Consider the following 20,448-nt stretch of genomic DNA (forward strand, 5'->3'; position numbering starts at 1 on the left):
AGCCGCGCCGCAGTGCGCTCCAATAAGGAGCCTCTGCGGCGTTTTTCATGGGCAGGGCATGGACATCCCCATGCCTGGCTCTTGTTTGATTGGAGATGCATTCGATGACCAGCCCCGCCCCCTCGCGCCATATCGCTCTGCCCGGCACCACCAACTTCCGGGATCTGGGCGGCTATCGCGGCCACCAAGGCCGCTCCGTACGCTGGCGTGTGCTGTTTCGCTCCGACCATCTGGCCGATCTGACCCCCGAAGGCGTGCAAGCGCTGCACGGCCTGGGCGTGCGCCGCAGCGCCGATTTTCGCGGTGCGCAAGAGCGCCGTGTGGATGCCTATGCCTGGGATGGCTTGCACACCCACGCCCTGACGGTCGAGCCCACGGTGGTGCAAAAAGCGTTTGCCTTGATCCACGCCGGGGGCAGCTTGACCGCAGCAGACAGCGTGGCGCTGATGCAAGAGACCTACCGTCACTTTGTGCGCGACAACGCGGTGCAGTTTGCACAGCTGTTTCAACTGCTGCTGGAAGACGAGGTGCCTACGGTGTTCCACTGCACGGCGGGCAAAGACCGCACAGGCTGGGCCGCCGCCCTGATTCTGGAGGCGCTGAGTGTGGCCCGTGCCGACATCGAACACGACTACCTGCTGACCAACCAGTTTTACCAACGCCCGGCTGCCATGGCCGCGCGCGCGGCGCAGGCCATGCCCCAAGACATTCTGGATGTGCTGTGGCGCGTGCAACCTTCGTTTCTTGCCAGTGCCTACGACATGGTGGAGCGTGAGCATGGCGGCATGCAGCGTTATTTGCGTGAGGTCATGCAGCTTGATGAGCACTCCCTGCATGCTTTGCGTGCGCGGTATTTGCAGGGCTGAAATACCGGACCTCCAAGGAGGGCGGCGTGCAGGTGCTTTGCGCCCGCGTTAAACTGCTTAAATTGAGAGCACTGCACGCTGAATGAATCAGCGTTTGTGACATTTTTAAGCATTTATTGCCAAGTCCGGGTTCATGCCCTGCCTTGGCAGCACCATCGCCACCGCCATGTTCAGCCGTCGTTTCTTGCTGGCCGCTGCCGCCGCCAGTACCTTGTGGATCAGTGCTTGTTCGCAGGCCGTGCCCACCAAGATCAGCGTGACACAAGCACAGCTGGAACAGGGACTGAAGAATCAATTTCCCAAGCAGTTTCCAATTGCTGGCTTGCTGCAGCTCGACATGCAGCAACCCCAACTGCTGTTGCTGCCCGTGAGCAACCAGCTGCAAACGGATTGGGTGGTGCAACTGTCGGGCCCCGCGCTGCGCCAGAGCTTCAGCGGCCAAATGCGCGTGCGCTTTGGCCTGTACTACGAGCCCAAAGACCGCAGCGTGCGCGCCCAACGTGTGGAAGTGCTGTCGTTGCAGCTGGAAGACGCCAACCCCGCCATCGCCGAGATGGTGCAAACCTATGGCCAGCGTGTGGCCCAACAAGCCTTGCAAGGTTTTGCACTGTACACCGTCAAACCCGAAGAGATGGAGCTGATGGACAACTTGGGCCTGCGGCCCGGGGCGATTACGGTCACCGGGCAAGGGCTGGATGTGGCGATTGAAGCCCAGCCTGCCGCAGCGGCCAAGTAATCACCAAGAACCCGTCCTAGGTGCGGGCTTGGACGCTGGTGCGCCCGGGGTAAGCGCATTAACATCGGTAGCTTGATGCAACGAGAGGCCGCAGCGCTGGTGCTGCGGTGTTGGTAGGAGTGAATGACGATGCAACCATCCCAAGCCCACCCGATCAGCCGCAAATGGCCCGCGCAGTTTCCCGACTGGCTGCAGCTGTACTCTTTGCCGACCCCCAATGGCATCAAGGTGTCGGTCATGCTGGAAGAGGTGGGCATTCCGTATGAAGCGCACCGGGTCGACATCCAGGCCAACGACCAGTTCTCGCCCGAGTTTCTGGCACTGAACCCGAACAACAAAATTCCCGCCATTTTGGATCCCCACGGCCCAGGCGGCCAGCCCCTGGCGCTGTTTGAGTCGGGTGCCATCCTGATCTATCTGGCCGAAAAATCGGGGCAACTGCTGCCGTTGGATGCCGCGCAGCGCTACGAAACCCTGCAATGGCTGATGTGGCAAATGGGCGGCGCCGGGCCCATGTTTGGTCAGGTGGGGTTTTTTCACCGCTATGGCGGCAAAGATTTTGAAGACAAGCGCCCCTTGCAGCGCTATGTGAACGAATCCAAACGCTTGCTGGGTGTGCTGGACCAGCGCCTGGCAGGCCGTGAATGGATCATGGGCCGCGACTACAGCATTGCCGACATTGCAGTGCTGCCCTGGGTGCGCTGCCTGCACGTGAACTACGAGGCTGACGAGCTGCTGGAGCTGGCGCGCTTTCGCAACGTGCAGCGCGTGCTGGCCGATTGGCTGGATCGCCCCCCGGTGCAGCGCGGCCTGAACATGCCGCCAGCGCCGCACTCCCCTTAAAACCTCCATCGTTGCGCACCTGGAACGCACTGTTGCGGCTTCAGGTGCTTGGTAAGTGGTGACTAAGTCCTTATCTTGGAAGGATTGCAACGCTGCAGCGTTGTCTGCCCACAGGGGGTGGGCACGGCAGCACCAGCGCAGGAGCGACACGGATGTCAGCATCCCCCATCATTCAGACTTTGCCATTGGGTGCGCAATGGCCCTGTATGGATCCCTTTTTGTTTTGTGCCCACCACAACGATGCCTACCCCGCCGGTGACGGCGAGATGGGTGTGCAAGCGGTGGAGTTGCAAGACCGGCCCATGGGCAGCGACTTCAGCGGCAAGGACGGCTTTTCCATGTACCACGGCGACCATGTGCCGGGCTTCCCGGGCCACCCCCACCGCGGTTTTGAGACCGTGACCCTGGTGCGCAAGGGCCTGATCGACCACGCCGACTCCCTCGGCGCAGCCGCCCGTTTTGGCGGTGGCGATGTGCAATGGGTCACGGCCGGTGCGGGCATCATGCACAGCGAGATGTTTCCGCTGCTGCACACCGATCAGTCCAACCCGCTGGAGCTGTTCCAGATCTGGCTGAACCTGCCAGCCAGCCACAAGATGGTTCAGCCCCACTTCACCATGCTGTGGAACGAGCGCATTCCGCGCTTGCACCATACCGATGCAGGGGGCCTGCAGACCACGGTGACCGTGGTGGCGGGTGCCTTGGCCGGTGCTGGCGCGCCTTTGCCGCCACCGCCCGAGTCGTGGGCCAGCCAAGCGCGCGCGGACGTGGCCATCTGGACCATTCGCATGGAGCCCGGTGCCGAATGGACGCTGCCAGCAGCCCAAGGCGCTGACACACGCCGCATGCTCTACTGGTTTGGGGGCAGCAGCCTGCAGCTGGAAGGTGCCGGCCTGAGCGAGCACGCTGCCTTGCAGGTGGAAGCGGGCCGTGATCTGGCGCTGGTCAATACCGGCACGGACGTGGCCGAGCTGGTGCTGTTGCAGGGTGCACCGCTGCGTGAGCCCGTGGCGCAGTACGGCCCGTTTGTCATGAACACGCAGGAAGAAATCATGCAGGCTATGACGGACTTTCGCCGCACCCAGTTTGGCGGCTGGCCTTGGGACAGCCATGCCCCCGTGCACGGCAGCGCGCCACGTCGCTTTGCACGCTACCCCGGCGCCACCGAAGACGAAGTGCCCAGCACTTAGAGGCCCATGTGCAGTCCGCTGATACGTCCTTGCTTCGGCTTGACGTGCCTTGGGTACAGCCAGCGCTTGCGCTGCTGCGCAAATCGAAGAAGCCATGCCCTGCAAAGCTTGTGGGGGATGGGGGACAATGCAGCGCATACCAACCGTGGCGGCCTGAGGCCGCCACTTCTTTTGTGGCACAACCCATGAACATCACCAAAGACACAGCGGTCACGCTGAACTACAAGATTCACGAAGTCCTCAAGGGCGGCATTGCGGGTGGCTTGCTGGACAAGGGCGATGTGGCTTACCTGCACGGTGGCTACGACAACATCTTCGCCAAGGTAGAGGCTGCCCTGGAAGGCAAGACCGTGGGCGATACGCTGACCATCGACCTGAGCGTGGACGACGCATTTGGCCCGCACGACCCGAGCCTGCAGCGCAGCATTCCCAAGGGGGAATTTCCTGCTGGCGTGAAGGTGGGCGGCCAGCTGCGCGGCACCGACGACCAAGGTCTGCCCCAGATTTACAACGTGGTAAAGATCAAGGGCCCTGTGGTGCTGCTGGACGGCAACCACCCCCTGGCAGGCAAAGCGCTGCGCTTTAGCTGCAAGGTGACCGAGCTGCGCGCCGCCTCGGAAGAAGAAATTGCCCACCGCCACGTGCACGGCGGCCACGGCCACCACCACTAAGCCCGCAAACGCGCCCCTTGGTGCGCCCTGGCTTCGCTGGGTCGTACCTTGGCTTGGCACCGCAGTGCCTGCGGCTTCGCCCCTTGTCGCAGTTGCAACCTGCGTTGGGCCGGGTGATTGGTGCGGCGCTGCGCAAAGGCTGTGGGTTTCAGCCCCTGCAACAACCGCCTTAGGGCGGTTTTTTGTTGGTTGAATAATTAAAAAAGAGAGCTGCTTGCGCTGGTAGGTCAATGATTTCAGATGCTTATCTATATGAAATCATCTGCAATGCTGCGCCGATAGCTCTCTTTTTAGCGTCTGCGCAGCAAGGCGCGGCGCAGCAAACGCGCGGCACGGTCGCGGATCTGGAAGGGGCTGTGTCCGTGCACGGGCTGAAATTTGGCGCGCTGGCAGGCCGCGAGAAAGTCGCCCAGCAGCACGCCGCTGTCGATGGTGGGGCTGTCGGGGTTGTGGAACTCTGGGTGCCATTGGGTCGCGGCGATATAGCTTTTGCCGGGGGCGTGGCGGTAGATGGCCTCGGGAATGTGGTCGGGCACGCTCCACGCTTCCACCGCAAACTCCGGGGCCACGGTTTTGATGCCTTGGTGGTGAATGCTGTTGACCCGCGCCATGTAGGTGTTGGGGTACAGCTGCGCCAGGCGCGAGCCTTTAACGATGTGGATATCGTGCTGGTGCCGGTCGTAGGTGGTGGCGTTGCGGTGCATCTGCGCGCCGGGCACCTGGGTCAGGATGTCTTGGTAGAGCGTGCCGCCAAAGGCCACGTTGATCAGCTGCAGCCCACGGCACACGCCAAAAATGGGCTTGCCCGCCTGGCTGAAAGCCTCGACCACGGCCAGGTCGTACAGGTCGCGCACGCGGTCGCCCAGCCACTCGGGGCGCAGCGGTTCCTCGCCATAGCTGCCGGGCCAGACATCGGCGCCCCCATGCATGACCACACCGTCCAGCCACTCGGCGTAATGCGCCAGCGTGACGTCGCCCTTGGCGGTCTCGCCCATGGGGCAGGGCACCATCACCACCATGGCGCCGCTGGACATGATCCAGTGCGCAATCGATTGCTCTACGTATTGCAGGGTTTTGCCTGTGAACAGGGGGCGGCTGGGGTCGGCGTGCGAGAAACAGGCAGATAAGCCGATTTTGAGTCGGCGCTTGGCAGGTGGCGACATGGCAGCGGGCAGAGCAAGGGGATGGCCTTGTTTGTAACCGGGTGCTGCGGTTTTGTCATGTAGGAGAGCGGCGGCAGCCGCTGGGCGCGCGGGCGGTGTAGCGCGGTTTGGGCGTGCAGAAAAACCCTATAAGACCGAGGGAAGACCGGTTCCCCCGGGCGTGTACCAGGCTGCGCGGTGGTTGATGCGGATCAAAATTCCGCCGTCTGCTGACTTGCAGGCCGCTGATTTGCCCCCACACTGTCCGTGTCAGGCAGCAGGTTGCAAGCGCGCCCGGCACTGCTAGGATGTAGCCAAGACCTGATTTCTGCTGGCCTCAGCAAAACCCGCTGTGCGACGAACGGCACGGCATTTGGCGACAAGGAGAGAGCATGCAAGTACAAGTCCATACCGACGCAACCATCCAGGGTGGCGATTCGCTGGAAACATGGGCCAAAGAAGAGATCAACACCAAGTTGGCTCGGCTGAAGGAGTACGTGGTGCGTGTGGAAGTGTTCCTCACCGGCGTAGATGCGCTCAAGGCCACTGGGGGCCCCGGCAAGAAGTGTGTGCTGGAAACCCGTGCCAACGGTCGCCCGCCGATTGCCGTGAACGCCGAGGCAGAAAAGGTCAAAGACGCCTTTAACGCCGCACTCGAGAAACTGCGCCGTGCCGTGGAAGCCGATCTGGACAAGGTGCGCGAAAAACATGGCCGTGAGAGCGTGCGCGGGGTGGATGACGCCGCCACCGGCACAGAGGGCTAATTGCCAGCCGCAGTCTGATTCACTGACGCACTGACATCTTTCAACGAAAAAAGCCATGACTGTTCAGGTCATGGCTTTTTTCATAGGCGCTATATGGGCGCTCCAGGGCGCGTTGAAAGCGGTATGGCTTACACGGTTGCTGCGGTCAAAGCGCCGGGCGTGGTCAGCTTGTCGGCCACCAGCAGCGACTTCATCTTGGCTTGGCTCATGATGCCCAGCTCTTCTGCCACCATGGCAATCGGCTTGCCCGAAGCGATGGCCGTTTTGGCGATTTGGGCCGCCTTTTCGTAGCCAATCATGGGGTTCAGGGCGGTCACCAGGGTCACGGACTCGGCAATGCGCGCATCCAGCAGGCTGGTGTTGGCTTCAATGCCTTCCACACAGTTCACTTGCAAGGTCTTGCAGGCATTGCTCAGGTGGCTCAGGCTTTGGTGCAGTGCCCAGGCCATCAAAGGCTCGAAGGCATTCAGTTGCAGCTGCCCGGCTTCCACGGCCATGGTGATGGCGGCGTCGTTGCCGATCACTTCAAAGCACACTTGGTTCATCACCTCGGGGATCACGGGGTTGACCTTGCCGGGCATGATGGACGAGCCGGCCTGGCGCGCGGGCAGCTTGATGTCGCCCACACCGGCCTGGGGGCCGGAAGACAGCAGGCGCAGGTCATTGCTGATCTTGGACAGCTTGACGGCAATGCGCTTCAAAATGCCGGAAATGTCGGCAAATGCGCCGGTGTCGCCGGTGGCGGCGATCAAGTCGGCAGCCTTGACCACGGGCACGCCCGAGAATTCGGCCAGCTTGGGCACCACCACGTCGACATAGCCCACAGGGGCGTTGATGCCGGTGCCAATGGCGGTGCCACCCATGTTGATCTCGCACATCAGGTAGGCGGATTCACGCAGGCGCCTTTCGTCATCGGCAATCATCGAGACAAAGGCGCTGAATTCCTGGCCCAGCGTCATCGGCACGGCGTCTTGCAGCTGCGTGCGACCAATCTTGAGGACGTCCTTGAATTCCTCGGCCTTGGCCTGGAAGGCGCCGCGCAGCGCGGCCAGCGCGGCCAGCAGGTCCTGGATGCCAAAGTAGGTGGCCAGCTTGACCGCTGTGGGGTAGGCATCGTTGGTGGATTGCGAAGCGTTGACGTGGTCGTTGGGGTGGATCACGTCGTAGCGGCCCTTGGGCAGCCCCAGGGTTTCCAAGGCGATGTTGGCAATCACCTCGTTGGCATTCATGTTCGTCGAGGTGCCTGCGCCGCCCTGGATGACATCCACCACAAACTGCTCATGGTGCTGGCCAGCGATCAAGATGTCACAGGCCTTGGCGATGGCGTCTGCTTGCTGCTGGTTGATGGCACCCATGGCCAGATTGGCTGCAGCAGCGGCCTTCTTCACGTAGGCAAAGCCCCGCACCAGCGCGGGCATATTGGCAACCGTGCGGCCCGTGATGGGAAAGTTCTCGACCGCACGGGCCGAATGCACGCCCCAGTAGGCGTTATCGGGAATGTCCTTGGGACCCAAAAAGTCGCTCTCTTGGCGCATAGCTATCACTCTCTGATGCAATAAAACAGGCGGGACGCACGTGCAAACGCCGCCCAGCAGGCGGCGTTTCAAGGCATACGTGGCAACGCCCTGTTCCACCGAAAGCGCTGCATGTGCGGGGCCCAGTGGAGCAGGGCGATGCATGAATTATGAAATCTTTTTTGCATGGGTTGCACTGTGTTTGTGCATACATGCGTTGTGACTGCGCTTTATGGGTGCAAAAAGTATGAATTAGATGAATAAATAGGCATCAAAATGAATAAAAAGCATAGTTAGGTTGTTTTTCGACGAATTTCGCACTGAAATAGTGCGAATAACGAGTCCAAACTGGTGCGGGCGCACGGGGTGCTCTGCATAAAAAACATTTAGAAACGCTTGCGGGGCCGCATATGGCAACCTTGCTGACAGACGCTGGGCAGGGCTGTGGTTACATTGGAGCCAGAAGGCGCGGCGTTGAGCCGCGCTGCCACACAACAAGGAGGACCTTATGACGACTGCAATACAGACACCCGCGATCAGCACCGCGCTGCCCGAGCGCTTTATGGCACGTATTGAAGGCCGTGTGCAGCACCGCGTGGGCGATGGCCCCACGGACGACATTCCTGTGGGGCTGGAAGTGCAGGTTGACGTAGCGATTGCCAGCATGGTGCTGTCATGGCTGAGCGAAGGCCAGCCCGTGACCGTGACGGTGGCCCGCGATGAATTTTTGTTCTATGTGGACGAAGGCAGCATCGTGATCTTGTCCTAGGCGCCGCCGTTGCCCCGTCTGCTCAGCGCCAGCCTTGTGCTGGCTTTTTTGCGCGCTGGGGGCGCTGGGTTTATTGGGGCACAGGGCTCTGCTGGTGCAGGCATGCCGGGTGCCGCGCAATGTCAATAAAAAAGCCAAGTCTCATGACTTGGCTTTTTTGATAGCTGCTAGCGCTTGTCCAGCAAGCGTTAGCAGCCTATTTTCTTGTAATCCGCAAGGATTACTTGGCCACCACGCGCACCATTTCCAGGCACTTGTTGGAATAGCCCCACTCGTTGTCGTACCAGGCCACGACCTTCACAAAGGTCTTGTCCAGGGCGATGCCGGCTTCAGCGTCGAACACGGAGGTGCAGGTCTCGCCACGGAAGTCGGTGGCCACCACCTTGTCTTCGGTGTAACCCAGCACGCCCTTCAAAGTGCCTTGCGACTGGGCCTTCATTTCGGCGCAGATTTCTTCGTACGACGCTTCGCTGTTCAGCTCCACGGTCAGGTCAACCACGGAAACGTCCGACGTAGGCACGCGGAAGGACATGCCGGTCAGCTTCTTGTTCAGCTCAGGAATCACCACGCCCACGGCCTTGGCTGCGCCTGTGCTGGAAGGGATGATGTTTTCCAGAATGCCGCGGCCACCGCGCCAGTCTTTGTTGGAAGGGCCGTCCACGGTCTTTTGCGTGGCAGTGGCTGCGTGAACAGTCGTCATCAGACCGCGCTTGATGCCCCACTTGTCGTTCAGCACCTTGGCCACGGGGGCCAAGCAGTTGGTGGTGCACGAAGCGTTGGAGATGATGTCCTGGCCGGCGTAGGTCTTGCAGTTCACACCGAAGACGAACATGGGGGTGGCGTCCTTGGAAGGGGCCGACATGATGACCTTCTTGGCGCCAGCGGCGATGTGCTTGCGGGCGGTTTCGTCGGTCAGGAACAGGCCGGTGGATTCGATCACCACTTCCGCGCCCACTTCGTTCCACTTCAGGTTGGCAGGGTCACCTTCTTGGGTCAGGCGGATCTTCTTGCCGTTGACCACCAGGGTGTTGCCTTCGACCGAAACTTCACCGTCAAAGCGACCGTGCACGCTGTCGTACTTGAGCATGTACGCCAGGTAGTCGGGCTCCAGCAGGTCGTTGATGCCAACGATTTCGATGTCCGAGAAGTTCTGGATGGCGGAACGCAGCACGTTACGGCCAATGCGGCCGAAGCCGTTGATACCAACCTTGATAGTCATAGTTGCCTCTTGCTATGGATAGGGGAGATAAGAAAACTGGTTCGACTGTACGTAAAACACCCGCCGGGGCCAAGGCCGGGGCGGGTGCTGTTGCATCAATTACTTGGCGCGCTGGATCGCTTCCATCACGGTGGCGCTCACGTTCTCTGCCGTGAAGCCAAAGTGCTTGAACAGCACAGGGGCAGGGGCCGACTCGCCGTAGGTGTCGATACCCACCACTGCGGCGCAGCCGTACTTCCACCAGAAGTCGGTCACGCCCATTTCCACCGCGATGCGGGGGATGCCTGCGGGCAGCACGCTGGTCTTGTACGCCACGTCCTGTTTGTCAAACGTGGTGGTGCTGGGCATGGAAACCACGCGCACGCCAATCTTTTGCGCAGCCAGCATCTTTTGTGCGGCCAAAGCCAGTTGCACTTCGGAGCCGGTGGCAATGATCACGGCCTGGGCCTTGCCCTTGATGCCCACATCCTTGGGCTCGGACAGCACGTACGCACCGTTGGCGATGTGGTCCAGCGCATCTTCGCTCTTGGGTGCGTAGGCCAGGTTCTGGCGGCTCAGCAGCAGTGCAGTGGGCTTGTTCTTTTGGCTCAGGGCCACGGTCCATGCCACGGCAGTTTCGGTGGTGTCGGCGGGGCGCCAGACGTCCAGACCGGGGATCAAACGCAGCGAAGCGGCGTGTTCGATCGACTGGTGGGTGGGGCCGTCTTCGCCCAGCCCGATGGAGTCGTGCGTGAACACATGGATCACGCGCTGCTTCATCAGCGCAGCCATGCGGATGGCGTTGCGGCTGTAGTCGGAGAACGTCATGAATGTGCCGCCGTAGGGGATGTAACCACCGTGCAGCGCCACGCCGTTCATGATGGCGGCCATACCAAACTCACGCACACCGTAGTTGATGTGGCGGCCGATCTGGCCTTCTTCGGTCTTGACCACTGCGCCCTTGGCGTCCACGCGGAAAGCGGGGGTCGACTTGGTGTTGGTCAGGTTGGAGCCGGTCAGGTCGGCGGAGCCGCCCAGCAGTTCAGGCAGGGCTGCAGTCAGGCCTTCCAGGGCCAGCTGGCTGGCCTTGCGGCTGGCCACGGTGGCGGCGGTGTCGTGCGCGGCAGAAGCGATGTTCATCGCTGTTTCCAGGAAGTTGGCGGGCAAGTCACCCGCCATGCGGCGCGTGAATTCGGCCGCTTGTGCGGGGAAGGCCTTGGCGTAGGCCGCGAACTTCTTGTTCCAGGCAGCTTCCAGCTTCTTGCCGTTGGCCTTGCAATCCCAGTCGGCGTACACGTCGGCGGGAATTTCAAACGGTGCAGCCGTCCAGCCCAGTGCGGCGCGGGTCAGTGCGATTTCTTCGGCACCCAGTGGCTCGCCGTGGGCCTTGGAGGTGTTGGCGCGGTTGGGCGAGCCCTTGCCGATGTGCGTCTTGCAGCAGATCAGGGTGGGCTTGTCCTTGCTCTTCTTGGCTTGGGCAATGGCGGCGTCCACGGCGTCCACGTTGTGGCCGTCTACATCGCGGATCACATTCCAGCCGTAGGCTTCAAAGCGGGCCGGGGTGTTGTCGGCAAACCAGGGAGTGACCTTGCCGTCGATGGAGATTTCGTTGTCGTCCCACAGGGCGATCAGCTTGTTGAGCTTCCAGGCGCCGGCCAGCGAAGCGGCTTCGTGCGAGATGCCTTCCATCAGGCAGCCGTCACCCATGAACACGAAGGTGTGGTGGTCAACGATCTCGTGCTTGGGCTGGTTGAACTCAGCGGCCAGCAGCTTTTCAGCCAGTGCAAAACCCACGGCATTGGTGATGCCCTGGCCCAGCGGGCCGGTGGTGGTTTCCACGCCGGGGGTGATGCCCACTTCGGGGTGGCCGGCGGTCTTGCTGTGCAGCTGGCGGAAGTTCTTGAGCTCTTCCATGGGCAGGTCGTACCCGCTCAGGTGCAGCAGCGCGTAAATCAGCATCGAGCCGTGGCCGTTGGACAGAATGAAACGGTCACGGTTGGCCCAGTGGGGGTTCACGGGGTTGTGCTTGAGGTGGCGGCTCCACAGCGCCACCGCCATGTCGGCCATGCCCATGGGGGCACCGGGGTGGCCGGAGTTAGCTTGTTGCACTGCGTCCATAGCCAGAGCGCGGATTGCGTTGGCCATCATTGGGGTGTTTGCCATGGGAAGGTGATTCCGGAGGGATTGATTCAAAGATGGCGAGATTTTACCGATGTGGGCCCGAGCCGGTTTCCATGCAATTACATAGCCCCCTGCATCGCCTACAGTGAGGGCTGTTGCACGCATGTGCACGCAAGAAAACACGCACGAAAAACTGGTAGCCCATGACTTTTGCAAACCTTCCCGCCATGTTGCTGGCCGCAGGCCGCGGCGAGCGCATGCGCCCGCTGACTGACACCACCCCCAAGCCCTTGCTGGCCGTGCAGGGCCTGCCTTTGCTGGACTGGCACATGGCTGCTTTGCAGCGAGATGGTGTGCGCAAGGTGGTAGTCAACACTGCGTGGTTGGGCGCGCAGATTCCTGCACACCTGAATGCGCGGTGGCCGCAGCAGGGCATGCAGCTGCAGTACTCGCACGAGCAAGCAGATTTTGGCCATGCGTTGGAAACCGCAGGCGGTATTGCACGTGCCCTGCCCTTGTTGGGGGAGGCGTTCTGGCTGGCCGCAGGCGATGTGTTTGCCCCGGACTTTGTGTTTGATGCCGCTGCCGCACAGGCCTTTGTGCAGTCGAACGACCTGGCTCATGTGTGGCTGGTGCCCAACCCCGCGCACCACGTGCAAGGCGACTTTGGCCTGGACGAAAGCGCGCCGGGCAGCGGCACGGGGCGGGCTTTGAATTTGCCGCCTGCAGACATCAGCCGCGACGCGCTGCCGCGATGGACCTACAGCACCATTGCCTTGCTCAAAGCCGAGTTGTTGACCGCGCCGTGGTGTGAATTGACAGCAGGCAACCCCACGGGCGTGGCCGCGCCGCTGGCGCCGCTGCTGCGCCGGGCGATGGATGCAGGCCGTTGCGGCGCCACGCTCTACACCGGGCGCTGGACCGATGTGGGCACGCCCGAGCGTTTGGCCCAGCTCAACGCTGCAGAAGCGGTTGCATATAAAAAGTGAGCGGCTGTCGCACGTGTGCAGCAGGTTTTCGCATGAAAATGAGTTAAATCAGGCATAGGAGCTGCGCAAGCTGCTCCTTTTTTTTAATTCCCCCACAGCAACGGCGGGGGTAAACGCCGTTGATGGATGCAGACATGGATGTGGAATGGAGCACCTACGGGTGGCTGATCGGGGTGGTGGTGCTGGCCTCGGCCTGCCAGAACCTGACGGGCTTTGCCTTTGGGCTGATTTTTGTGGGCCTGGCCGGCGCCTTGCACCTGATGCCGATTGCCGATGCGGCGAATGTGGCGGGCTTGCTGTCGCTGGTCAACGGCCTGGTGTATTTGCGCAGCCACCCGTTTGAGCCGCGCTGGGATTTGCTCAAGCCGATTTTGGCTAGCAGCTTGCTGGGCGTGCTGGGTGGGCTGGCGCTGCTGCACTGGCTCAGCGGCGATTCGGTGCGCGTGCTGCGCATGTTGCTGGGCGTGACCATCATGGCCTGCGCCATCATGTTGCTGCTGCAAAAGCAGCAGCGCGCCACGCTCTCGGGCAAGCTGGCCAACTGGGTAGCGGGCCTGCTTTCGGGCCTGCTGGGCGGGCTGTTTTCTACCTCGGGGCCGCCCATGGTCTACCACCTGTACCGCCAGCCGCTGTCGCCCGTACTGGTGCGCCAGTGCCTGATGGTGATGTTTTTGGCCAATGTGGTGCTGCGCCTGGGAATTGTGATTCCGGCGGGCGAGTTGTCGCTGTCATCGCTCATCACCGCTGCCGTGGCTGTGCCGGTGGTGGCGGGCGTGACGTGGCTGCTGGTGAAGTTTCCCCCGCCGCTGTCCACCCGCATGCTGCAGTGGATGGTGTGCAGTCTGCTGCTGATTGCCGGGGTGAGCATGCTGCTGTCGTAGCGGCCCACGCAAGGGCTTGATGACCCTTGGTCAGCAGGCTCTCGCAGGCCCTGTGCGGCGCAGTGCCTCACAGCGGCGCTACGATAGCTGCTATGACCTCTGTTTACGCACAACGCCGCGCCCGTCTGGCTGCCCAATTGGGCGATGGCGGAATCGCCATCATTCCCACGGCTGCAGAGCGTGGCCGTAACCGCGACAACAGCTATCTGTTTCGCCACGACAGCTATTTTTATTACCTGACCGGCTTTACGGAGCCCCACGCCTGCCTGGTACTCAAGGCCGACGGCAGCAGCACCTTGTTTTGCCAGCCCAAAGACCTGGAGCGCGAAATTTGGGACGGCTACCGCCTGGGCCCGCAAGCGGCCGTGGCCACGTTGGGCATGAGCGAGGCGTTTTCGTGGGATGAGATCGACCAGCGCCTGCCCCGCTTGCTGGAAAACCAGGCCACCGTCTGGTGGCCGTTTGCCACGCACGAAGGCTGGGCTGCCCGCGTGGAAGGCTGGCTGGGCAGCGTGCGCGCCCGCACCCGTGCCGGGGCGCTGTGCCCCAGTCAGCAAGGTGATGTCTGCACGCTGCTGGACGAAATGCGTCTGATCAAAGACGCGCACGAACTGGCCATCATGCGCCGCGCGGGGCAGATCAGCGCCCGGGCCCACATCCGCGCCATGCAGCGCAGCGCACGCATGCTGCGTGCGGGGCAAGACTGCCGCGAATACCACCTGGATGCCGAACTGCTGCATGAATTTCGCCAAGGCGGGGCCGAAGGCGTGGCCTATGACTCCATCGTCGCCGCTGGGCCGAACGCCTGCGTGCTGCACTACCGCGCCGACAAAGCGCCGGTGCGCAGCGGTGATCTGGTGTTGATTGATGCGGGGTGCGAGCTGGAAGGCTATGCCAGTGACATCACCCGCACCTTCCCGGCCGATGGCCGCTTCACCGGCCCGCAGCGTGCGCTGTATGACTTGGTGCTGGAGAGCCAGAAAGCCGCGATTGCGGCCACCAAGGCCGGCAACCGCTTCAACGACCCGCACGACGCCACCGTGGCGGTGCTGGCGCAAGGCATGCTGGATGTCGGGCTGCTGGACAAATCCAAGTACGGCAATGCGCAGGACGTGATCGCCCAGCGTGCCTACTTCCAGTTCTACATGCACCGCACGGGCCACTGGCTGGGCATGGATGTGCACGACTGCGGCAGCTATGTGGAGATGAGCGAGCTGGCCCACAGCAGCACACGCACAGACCCCTTGTCGGGCGAGGTCATCACCCGCCCCAGCCGCATCTTGCGCCCCGGCATGGTGACCACCATCGAGCCCGGCATCTACGTGCGCCCGGCGCCCGGTGTGCCCGAGCAGTTCCACCACATCGGCATTCGCATTGAAGACGACGCCGTGGTGACCGAGACGGGGTGTGAGCTGATTACCCGCGATGTGCCTGTAGAGGCCGCTGAAATTGAAGCGTTAATGCGCTGAACGTTGCAACTGCAAAACTGCAATGTTGGAACGCCAGTCAACAAAGGAAAGTATGAGCTTGCAAGACCTGTATATCCGCCGCGCCACCAAGATTGTGGCGACCTTGGGCCCTGCATCCAGCGACGTGCAACTGCTGGCAAAAATGATTGCCACCGGGGTGAACGTGGTGCGCCTGAACTTCAGCCACGGCACCGCGCAAGACCATATCGACCGCGCCAAAGCGGTGCGCGAAGCGGGCGTGATGGCCGGCCGTGAAGTGGCCATCATGGCCGACCTGCAAGGCCCCAAGATCCGCGTCGGCAAGTTTGCCGAAGGCAAGGTGATGCTGGAAGAGGGCGCGCCGTTTGTGCTGGATGCCTCGCGCACCGAGCTGGGCGATTTTCAAGGTGTCGGCCTGGACTACAAAGAACTGCCGCGCGATGTCAAATCCGGGGATGTGCTGCTGCTCAACGACGGGCTGATCGTGCTCACGGTGGACCGCGTACTGGGCGCTGCCGTGCACACCACGGTGACGATTGGCGGTGAGCTGTCCAATAACAAGGGCATCAACAAACAAGGTGGCGGCCTGACTGCGCCTGCGCTGACCGCCAAGGACATGGAAGACATCAAGACCGCCATGGCGCTGGGCGCCGACTATGTGGCGGTGAGTTTCCCCAAAAACGCGACCGACATGGAAATGGCGCGCCAGCTGTGCACCGTGGCCTGCGCGCCCGGCCAGCACCGCCCAGGGCTGATTGCCAAAATTGAGCGTGCGGAGGCCATTCCTCGCCTCGAAGAAATCTTGAAGGCCTCCGACGGCATCATGGTCGCGCGCGGTGACTTGGCCGTGGAAGTGGGCAATGCGGCTGTGCCTGCGCTGCAAAAGAAAATGATCCGCATGGCGCGTGAGATGGACAAGGTGGTCATCACTGCCACGCAGATGATGGAGAGCATGATCACCAACCCCGTGCCCACGCGCGCCGAGGTGAGCGACGTGGCCAATGCGGTGCTGGACGGCACCGACGCCGTGATGCTGAGCGCCGAAACCGCCGCCGGCAAATACCCGCTGGAAACCGTGCGCGAGATGGCCAAAATTTGCGCCGCTGCCGAAGCCGCTGAAGACCGCCGTCAGGATGCGCAGTTTGGCGAGCGTGAATTCACCCGCATTGACCAGGCGATTGCACTGGGCGCGCTGTTCACGGCAAACAAACTGGGTGCCAAAGCGATTGTGGCCATGACGGAAAGTGGCTCGACCGCGCTGTGGATGAGCCGCCACCGCATTCACACCCCGATTTACGCACTGACCCCCAATATCAGCACCCAGCGCAAAATGGCGCTGTACCGCAATGTGCGCCCCCTGCTGATGGACACCAGCGCAGAGCGTGACAAAGCCTTGGTGCAGGCTGAAGGCCATTTGCGCATGCGCGGCATTGTGCAGTCCGGCGATGTGTATGCCATCACCTGCGGTGAGCCCATGGGCCAGCCCGGGGGCTCCAACATGCTGCAAATTTGCCGCGTGCAGTAAAAAACCACAGTCTGCAAAGGCCTGCAATCGTGCCGGCTGCCAAGGCGATTGCCACACGTCATCGCCAGGCCGGGCATGGGCGGTTAAAATCGCCAGTTACCATGCGGTTACCACCGCACAAAAATTTTTAGCTCAACCCTTACCGGACCACGACCATGCCTCTGATCTCGATGCGTGAAATGCTCGACCATGCCGCTGAAAACGGCTATGGCATCCCCGCCTTTAACGTCAACAACCTGGAACAAGTTCAGGCCGTGATGTCGGCGGCAGACGAAGTCGGCGCACCCGTGATCTTGCAGGCTTCCGCCGGTGCCCGTAAGTACGCCGGTGAGCCTTTCATCAAGCACCTGATTCAGGCTGCTGCCGAGATGTACCCCCACATCCCCCTGGTGATGCACCAAGACCACGGCACCACCCCCGAGGTGTGCCGCGGCGCGCTGGCCTTGGGCTTTGGCTCGGTGATGATGGACGGCTCGTTGATGGGCGATGGCAAGACGCCTTCGTCTTTTGAATACAACGTGGACGTGACCAAGCAAGTGGTGGCCATGGCCCACGCCATCGGCGCCACCGTGGAAGGCGAGCTGGGCTGCCTGGGCAACCTGGAAACCGGCGATGCGGGCGAAGAAGACGGCATTGGTGCCGTGGGCAAGCTGGACCACAGCCAGATGCTGACCGACCCCGAAGAAGCCGCCGTGTTTGTGCGCGAAACCCAGCTGGACGCTTTGGCGATTGCCATTGGCACCAGCCACGGCGCGTACAAGTTCAGCCGCCCCCCTACCGGTGACATTCTGTCCATCCAGCGCGTTAAGGAAATCCACGCCCGCATCCCCAACACCCACTTGGTGATGCACGGCTCTTCTTCGGTGCCCCAAGAGTTGCTGGCCATCATCAACCAGTACGGCGGCAAGATGAAGGAAACCTACGGCGTGCCCGTGTCGGAAATTCAGGAAGCTATCAAGCACGGCGTGCGCAAGGTGAACATTGACACCGACATCCGCCTGGCGATGACGGGCGCGGTGCGCAAGTTCTTGGCCGAGAACCCCGACAAGTTTGACGCCCGCGAATGGCTCAAGCCCGCGCGTGAAGCGGCCAAGCAAGTGTGCAAGGCGCGCTATCTGGAATTCGGTTGCGAAGGTCAGGCTGCCAAGATCAAGGGCTACAGCCTGGAGCAAATGGCCAAGAAGTACGCGGCAGGCGAGCTGGCCCAACTGGTGAAGTAATTGCCTGCCTGACCCCGCTGCCGCCTTGCGGCTTGCCGGGTGCTGGAAGAAAACCCGCATGGTGATACCGTGCGGGTTTTTTTATGCTCGCAGCGGCGAAATCGCTCTGCCCTTTACGTGAGATTGTTAACTTTTGCAACAAATATCTGGAGGAGGGTCTTGCTGGTTCGGCATGTCAATATTGCATATCTTCATGCAAACTCCGTGGAAAGTTGTTCACAATCGCAGCAACAAGGAACTTTTATGAGCACAACCATTCTTCGTCGCACGCTGATTGCTTGCGGTGCAGCCCTGCTGGCAACCGGTACCGCATTGGCAGATGATGCTGCGTCCTACCCTAACAAGCCTGTCACCATCGTGGTGGGTTACCCCGCAGGTGGCTCGACCGACTTGGTGGGCCGTCTGGTGGCCAATGAAATTGAAAAGCATCTGGGCCAAACCGTGGTGGTGGAAAACCTCGGCGGCGCAGGTGGTGCAATTGGCGCGCAAAAGGTGGCCAATGCCAAGCCCGATGGCTACACCTTGCTGGTGGGCGCGAACAACGAAATCGCCATTGCCAACCAGATCAACAAGTCCATCAAATACAAGATCTCTGACTTCACGCCCATCGGCATGGTGGCTTCGCAGCCAATGGTGCTGGTGGCATCGGCCAAGGCTGGCGTGAAGAACACCAAGGAATTTGTGGCGGCGGTCAAGGCCAATCCTGCCAAGTTCAGCTACGGCTCCTCAGGGGTCGGCACTGCGCTGCACCTGGCTGGCGAGATGATGAAGGACCAGGGCAAGATCGAGATGCAGCACGTGCCTTACCGCGGCGTGCCTGCGTTGACCAACGACGTGCTGGGCAACAACATCGAATACGGCATTTTCGTGCTGTCCTCGGGCCTGCCGCTGATCAAGGCTGGCAAGGTCACGCCCATCGGCACGACCGAAGCCAAGCGCTACGCAGCGACCCCGGATATTCCTGCACTGGCAGAAACGCCTGAGTTCAAGAACGTGGACATCAACTCGTGGTTTGCCATGATGGCGCCAGCGAACTTGCCTGCGCCTATTGCCGCCAAGCTCAAGACGGCACTGGACAAGACCATGGCTGCGCCGGAGTTCCGCAAGAAGATGGAAGACGCGGGCGCTGCGGTGATGGACAGCAAGACCGATGCTGGCAAGTACATCAACGGCGAAATCGCCAAGTACAAGAAGATCATCGACGTGGCGAAGATCGAGCTGTAAACGCTCCCTCGCCTGCATCTCTGATGTCAAAAGCCCGCAAGGTTCTGGCCTTGCGGGCTTTTTTGTGGTCTGCGCAAACCATAGCTGCTGGTGCTTGTCAAACAAGGGTTTTAGATCATTTTCTATCTGAAATCTTTATTTTGTAAGCGCAACAAGCTCTTATTTTTGCAGCCGCACCGGCTCGAGTGCTTCCAGCCTCACGCCCTGGTCCAGCAGGCTTTCGTCGATGGGCTCGTCCAGCAGCAGGTTGCGCGCCAGCAGGCTGTAAGCCGCAGCACTTTGGATGCCGTAGCCGCCTTGCGCCGCCACCCAAAACAGATTGGGCACGCTGTCATCCCAGCCAATCACCATCTCGCCATCGGCCACAAACGAGCGCAGGCCCGCCCAGGTGTGGGAGGGGCGGCGAATCTGCAGCGTGGTGGCTTGCTCAATGTTCCAGATGCCGGTGGCAATGTCTTCCTCTTCGGGTTGCACATCGTGCGGGTAGGTGGCATCGGCATTGGCGGGGCTGCCCAGCAACTGGCCTGCATCGGGCTTGAAGTAAAAGCTTTCGTCTGCGCTGATGACGGCGGGCCAGTGCGTGGCATCCATGCCTTCGGGCACGGCAAAGGTGAAGGCGCTGCGGCGTGCCGGCACCAGGCCAATGGCGCGGGCTCCGGCCAGCTCGCCAATTCCATCGGCCCAGGCGCCGGCCGCATTCACCACGATGGCGGTCTGGACGCTGCGGCCATCGGCCAAGGTAATGGTCCAGCTGCGGGTGTTGCCGTCGTGCGTGAGTGCGGTCACTTCCGCGTTGCACCACAGCTCGCCATGGGCATGGCGCAGGCCGCGCAAAAAGCCTTGGTGCAGGGCGTTCACATCGATGTCGCGTGCGCCATCGTCCACAAAGCCATCCACGATGCTGGCATTGAGCACCGGCACAATGGTGCGCAAGGCCTCGCCGTCCAGGCGCTGGGCATCGGGCGAGTGCTCCACGGCCTCGGCGTAAGCGGCGTCAATCAGCGACTTGTGCGCCGCTGTGCCCACATACATCACGCCGCGCGGATGCAGGATGGGCGTGTCCACAAACCCTGTCGGCGGGTGCTCATAAAACGCCCGGCTGGCGCGTGTCAGCGCCTGCACTTGCTCGGGGCCGTAGTGCTCTTCAAACAGGGCGGCCGAACGCCCGGTGGTGTGATAGCCCGGCTGGCTCTCGCGCTCCAGCAGCAGCACGCGCTGCCCGGCTTGCGCCAGTTGCCAGCCCACCGAAGCACCGGCCATGCCCGCACCCACCACCACCACATCCCATGTCGTATCAGTCATCTTGTATCTTTCGGATCAATCCAGTGTGAAACCTTACACCCCCCA

General features: G+C 61.6%; 18 protein-coding genes. 13 read left to right on the forward strand and 5 right to left on the reverse strand.

Going from position 1 to position 20,448, the window contains the following annotated elements; genetic code table 11:
• Positions 1 to 104: 104 nt before the first annotated feature.
• From QEP12_RS06040 to QEP12_RS06060, 5 genes are all read left to right on the forward strand, one after another.
• Positions 105 to 866, forward strand: coding sequence for a tyrosine-protein phosphatase (locus tag QEP12_RS06040; protein WP_246254293.1), 762 nt, complete (start codon positions 105 to 107; stop codon positions 864 to 866).
• A 133-nt stretch (positions 867 to 999) separates the two neighbouring features.
• On the forward strand, positions 1,000 to 1,602 hold the full coding sequence (locus tag QEP12_RS06045; protein ID WP_174863292.1) for a YceB family lipoprotein: 603 nt from the start codon (positions 1,000 to 1,002) through the stop codon (positions 1,600 to 1,602).
• A gap of 129 nt (positions 1,603 to 1,731) precedes the next feature.
• A complete protein-coding gene (locus tag QEP12_RS06050; protein ID WP_284213678.1) occupies positions 1,732 to 2,445 on the forward strand; it encodes a glutathione S-transferase N-terminal domain-containing protein in 714 nt (237 codons plus the stop codon).
• Positions 2,446 to 2,597: 152 nt separating this feature from the next.
• Positions 2,598 to 3,635, forward strand: a complete 1,038-nt coding sequence (locus QEP12_RS06055; RefSeq protein WP_284213680.1) for a pirin family protein — start codon at positions 2,598 to 2,600, stop codon at positions 3,633 to 3,635.
• A 185-nt stretch (positions 3,636 to 3,820) separates the two neighbouring features.
• Entirely contained in the window at positions 3,821 to 4,306 is a 486-nt protein-coding gene (locus tag QEP12_RS06060) for an FKBP-type peptidyl-prolyl cis-trans isomerase (protein WP_174863293.1), read from the forward strand.
• A gap of 290 nt (positions 4,307 to 4,596) precedes the next feature.
• Here the strand turns inward: QEP12_RS06060 and QEP12_RS06065 are convergent, their stop codons facing one another.
• On the reverse strand, positions 4,597 to 5,469 hold the full coding sequence (locus QEP12_RS06065) for a gamma-glutamyl-gamma-aminobutyrate hydrolase family protein (RefSeq protein ID WP_284213681.1): 873 nt from the start codon (positions 5,467 to 5,469) through the stop codon (positions 4,597 to 4,599).
• A 371-nt stretch (positions 5,470 to 5,840) separates the two neighbouring features.
• Between QEP12_RS06065 and QEP12_RS06070 the strand changes: the two genes are divergently transcribed.
• Positions 5,841 to 6,212 carry an HPF/RaiA family ribosome-associated protein gene (locus QEP12_RS06070; RefSeq protein WP_174863538.1) on the forward strand — a complete coding sequence of 124 codons (372 nt, stop codon included), beginning with the start codon at positions 5,841 to 5,843 and terminating at the stop codon, positions 6,210 to 6,212.
• Between the two features lie 128 nt (positions 6,213 to 6,340).
• Here the strand turns inward: QEP12_RS06070 and QEP12_RS06075 are convergent, their stop codons facing one another.
• The gene (locus tag QEP12_RS06075; RefSeq protein ID WP_284213682.1) at positions 6,341 to 7,747 is read right to left on the reverse strand and encodes an aspartate ammonia-lyase; all 1,407 of its coding nucleotides are present in this window, start codon (positions 7,745 to 7,747) and stop codon (positions 6,341 to 6,343) included.
• A gap of 487 nt (positions 7,748 to 8,234) precedes the next feature.
• Here QEP12_RS06075 and QEP12_RS06080 point away from each other — a divergent pair, with 487 nt between their 5' ends.
• Positions 8,235 to 8,495, forward strand: coding sequence for a hypothetical protein (locus QEP12_RS06080; protein WP_219163186.1), 261 nt, complete (start codon positions 8,235 to 8,237; stop codon positions 8,493 to 8,495).
• Positions 8,496 to 8,715: 220 nt separating this feature from the next.
• On the opposite strand, the gene gap is transcribed toward QEP12_RS06080, so the two are convergent.
• Together gap and tkt are read right to left on the reverse strand one after the other, a co-directional pair.
• The gene (gene gap, locus QEP12_RS06085; protein ID WP_284213683.1) at positions 8,716 to 9,714 is read right to left on the reverse strand and encodes a type I glyceraldehyde-3-phosphate dehydrogenase; all 999 of its coding nucleotides are present in this window, start codon (positions 9,712 to 9,714) and stop codon (positions 8,716 to 8,718) included.
• A gap of 99 nt (positions 9,715 to 9,813) precedes the next feature.
• Entirely contained in the window at positions 9,814 to 11,856 is a 2,043-nt protein-coding gene (tkt, locus tag QEP12_RS06090; RefSeq protein WP_284213684.1) for a transketolase, read from the reverse strand.
• A gap of 161 nt (positions 11,857 to 12,017) precedes the next feature.
• Between tkt and QEP12_RS06095 the strand changes: the two genes are divergently transcribed.
• The 6 genes from QEP12_RS06095 (at position 12,018) to QEP12_RS06120 (ending at position 19,101) form a co-directional block, all read left to right on the forward strand.
• Positions 12,018 to 12,803 (forward strand): nucleotidyltransferase family protein, encoded by a 786-nt coding sequence (locus tag QEP12_RS06095; RefSeq protein ID WP_174863294.1) that lies wholly within the window; start codon positions 12,018 to 12,020, stop codon positions 12,801 to 12,803.
• 134 nt (positions 12,804 to 12,937) lie between these two features.
• Positions 12,938 to 13,684, forward strand: a complete 747-nt coding sequence (locus QEP12_RS06100) for a TSUP family transporter (RefSeq protein ID WP_284213685.1) — start codon at positions 12,938 to 12,940, stop codon at positions 13,682 to 13,684.
• A gap of 92 nt (positions 13,685 to 13,776) precedes the next feature.
• The gene (locus tag QEP12_RS06105) at positions 13,777 to 15,153 is read left to right on the forward strand and encodes an aminopeptidase P N-terminal domain-containing protein (protein ID WP_174863295.1); all 1,377 of its coding nucleotides are present in this window, start codon (positions 13,777 to 13,779) and stop codon (positions 15,151 to 15,153) included.
• A 67-nt stretch (positions 15,154 to 15,220) separates the two neighbouring features.
• Positions 15,221 to 16,657: a pyruvate kinase gene (pyk, locus tag QEP12_RS06110; RefSeq protein ID WP_284213717.1), complete on the forward strand. Its 1,437-nt coding sequence runs from the start codon at positions 15,221 to 15,223 to the stop codon at positions 16,655 to 16,657.
• 155 nt (positions 16,658 to 16,812) lie between these two features.
• Positions 16,813 to 17,877, forward strand: coding sequence for a class II fructose-bisphosphate aldolase (gene fba / locus QEP12_RS06115; RefSeq protein ID WP_284213686.1), 1,065 nt, complete (start codon positions 16,813 to 16,815; stop codon positions 17,875 to 17,877).
• Positions 17,878 to 18,120: 243 nt separating this feature from the next.
• Complete coding sequence (locus QEP12_RS06120; RefSeq protein WP_174863298.1) at positions 18,121 to 19,101, forward strand: Bug family tripartite tricarboxylate transporter substrate binding protein; 981 nt, start codon at positions 18,121 to 18,123, stop codon at positions 19,099 to 19,101.
• A 159-nt stretch (positions 19,102 to 19,260) separates the two neighbouring features.
• Here QEP12_RS06120 and QEP12_RS06125 read toward each other — a convergent pair whose 3' ends face one another.
• Entirely contained in the window at positions 19,261 to 20,403 is a 1,143-nt protein-coding gene (locus QEP12_RS06125) for an NAD(P)/FAD-dependent oxidoreductase (RefSeq protein WP_284213687.1), read from the reverse strand.
• Between the last annotated feature and the right edge of the window lie 45 nt (positions 20,404 to 20,448).

Origin of the sequence: Comamonas jiangduensis, assembly GCF_030162955.1 — a bacterium.
GTDB classification, from domain to species: domain Bacteria; phylum Pseudomonadota; class Gammaproteobacteria; order Burkholderiales; family Burkholderiaceae_C; genus Comamonas; species Comamonas jiangduensis.

Bases quoted from the DNA above. Each gene is read 5' to 3' on its own strand.
- QEP12_RS06120 (WP_174863298.1), top strand. From the start codon at position 18,121: ATGAGCACAACCATTCTTCGTCGCACGCTGATTGCTTGCGGTGCAGCC.
- QEP12_RS06065 (WP_284213681.1), bottom strand. From the start codon at position 5,469: ATGTCGCCACCTGCCAAGCGCCGACTCAAAATCGGCTTATCTGCCTGT.
- QEP12_RS06040 (WP_246254293.1), top strand. From the start codon at position 105: ATGACCAGCCCCGCCCCCTCGCGCCATATCGCTCTGCCCGGCACCACC.
- QEP12_RS06075 (WP_284213682.1), bottom strand. From the start codon at position 7,747: ATGCGCCAAGAGAGCGACTTTTTGGGTCCCAAGGACATTCCCGATAAC.
- QEP12_RS06105 (WP_174863295.1), top strand. From the start codon at position 13,777: ATGACCTCTGTTTACGCACAACGCCGCGCCCGTCTGGCTGCCCAATTG.
- fba (WP_284213686.1), top strand. From the start codon at position 16,813: ATGCCTCTGATCTCGATGCGTGAAATGCTCGACCATGCCGCTGAAAAC.
- tkt (WP_284213684.1), bottom strand. From the start codon at position 11,856: ATGGCAAACACCCCAATGATGGCCAACGCAATCCGCGCTCTGGCTATG.
- QEP12_RS06055 (WP_284213680.1), top strand. From the start codon at position 2,598: ATGTCAGCATCCCCCATCATTCAGACTTTGCCATTGGGTGCGCAATGG.
- QEP12_RS06070 (WP_174863538.1), top strand. From the start codon at position 5,841: ATGCAAGTACAAGTCCATACCGACGCAACCATCCAGGGTGGCGATTCG.
- QEP12_RS06045 (WP_174863292.1), top strand. From the start codon at position 1,000: ATGCCCTGCCTTGGCAGCACCATCGCCACCGCCATGTTCAGCCGTCGT.
- QEP12_RS06100 (WP_284213685.1), top strand. From the start codon at position 12,938: ATGGATGTGGAATGGAGCACCTACGGGTGGCTGATCGGGGTGGTGGTG.
- QEP12_RS06125 (WP_284213687.1), bottom strand. From the start codon at position 20,403: ATGACTGATACGACATGGGATGTGGTGGTGGTGGGTGCGGGCATGGCC.
- QEP12_RS06095 (WP_174863294.1), top strand. From the start codon at position 12,018: ATGACTTTTGCAAACCTTCCCGCCATGTTGCTGGCCGCAGGCCGCGGC.
- QEP12_RS06050 (WP_284213678.1), top strand. From the start codon at position 1,732: ATGCAACCATCCCAAGCCCACCCGATCAGCCGCAAATGGCCCGCGCAG.
- QEP12_RS06080 (WP_219163186.1), top strand. From the start codon at position 8,235: ATGACGACTGCAATACAGACACCCGCGATCAGCACCGCGCTGCCCGAG.
- gap (WP_284213683.1), bottom strand. From the start codon at position 9,714: ATGACTATCAAGGTTGGTATCAACGGCTTCGGCCGCATTGGCCGTAAC.
- QEP12_RS06060 (WP_174863293.1), top strand. From the start codon at position 3,821: ATGAACATCACCAAAGACACAGCGGTCACGCTGAACTACAAGATTCAC.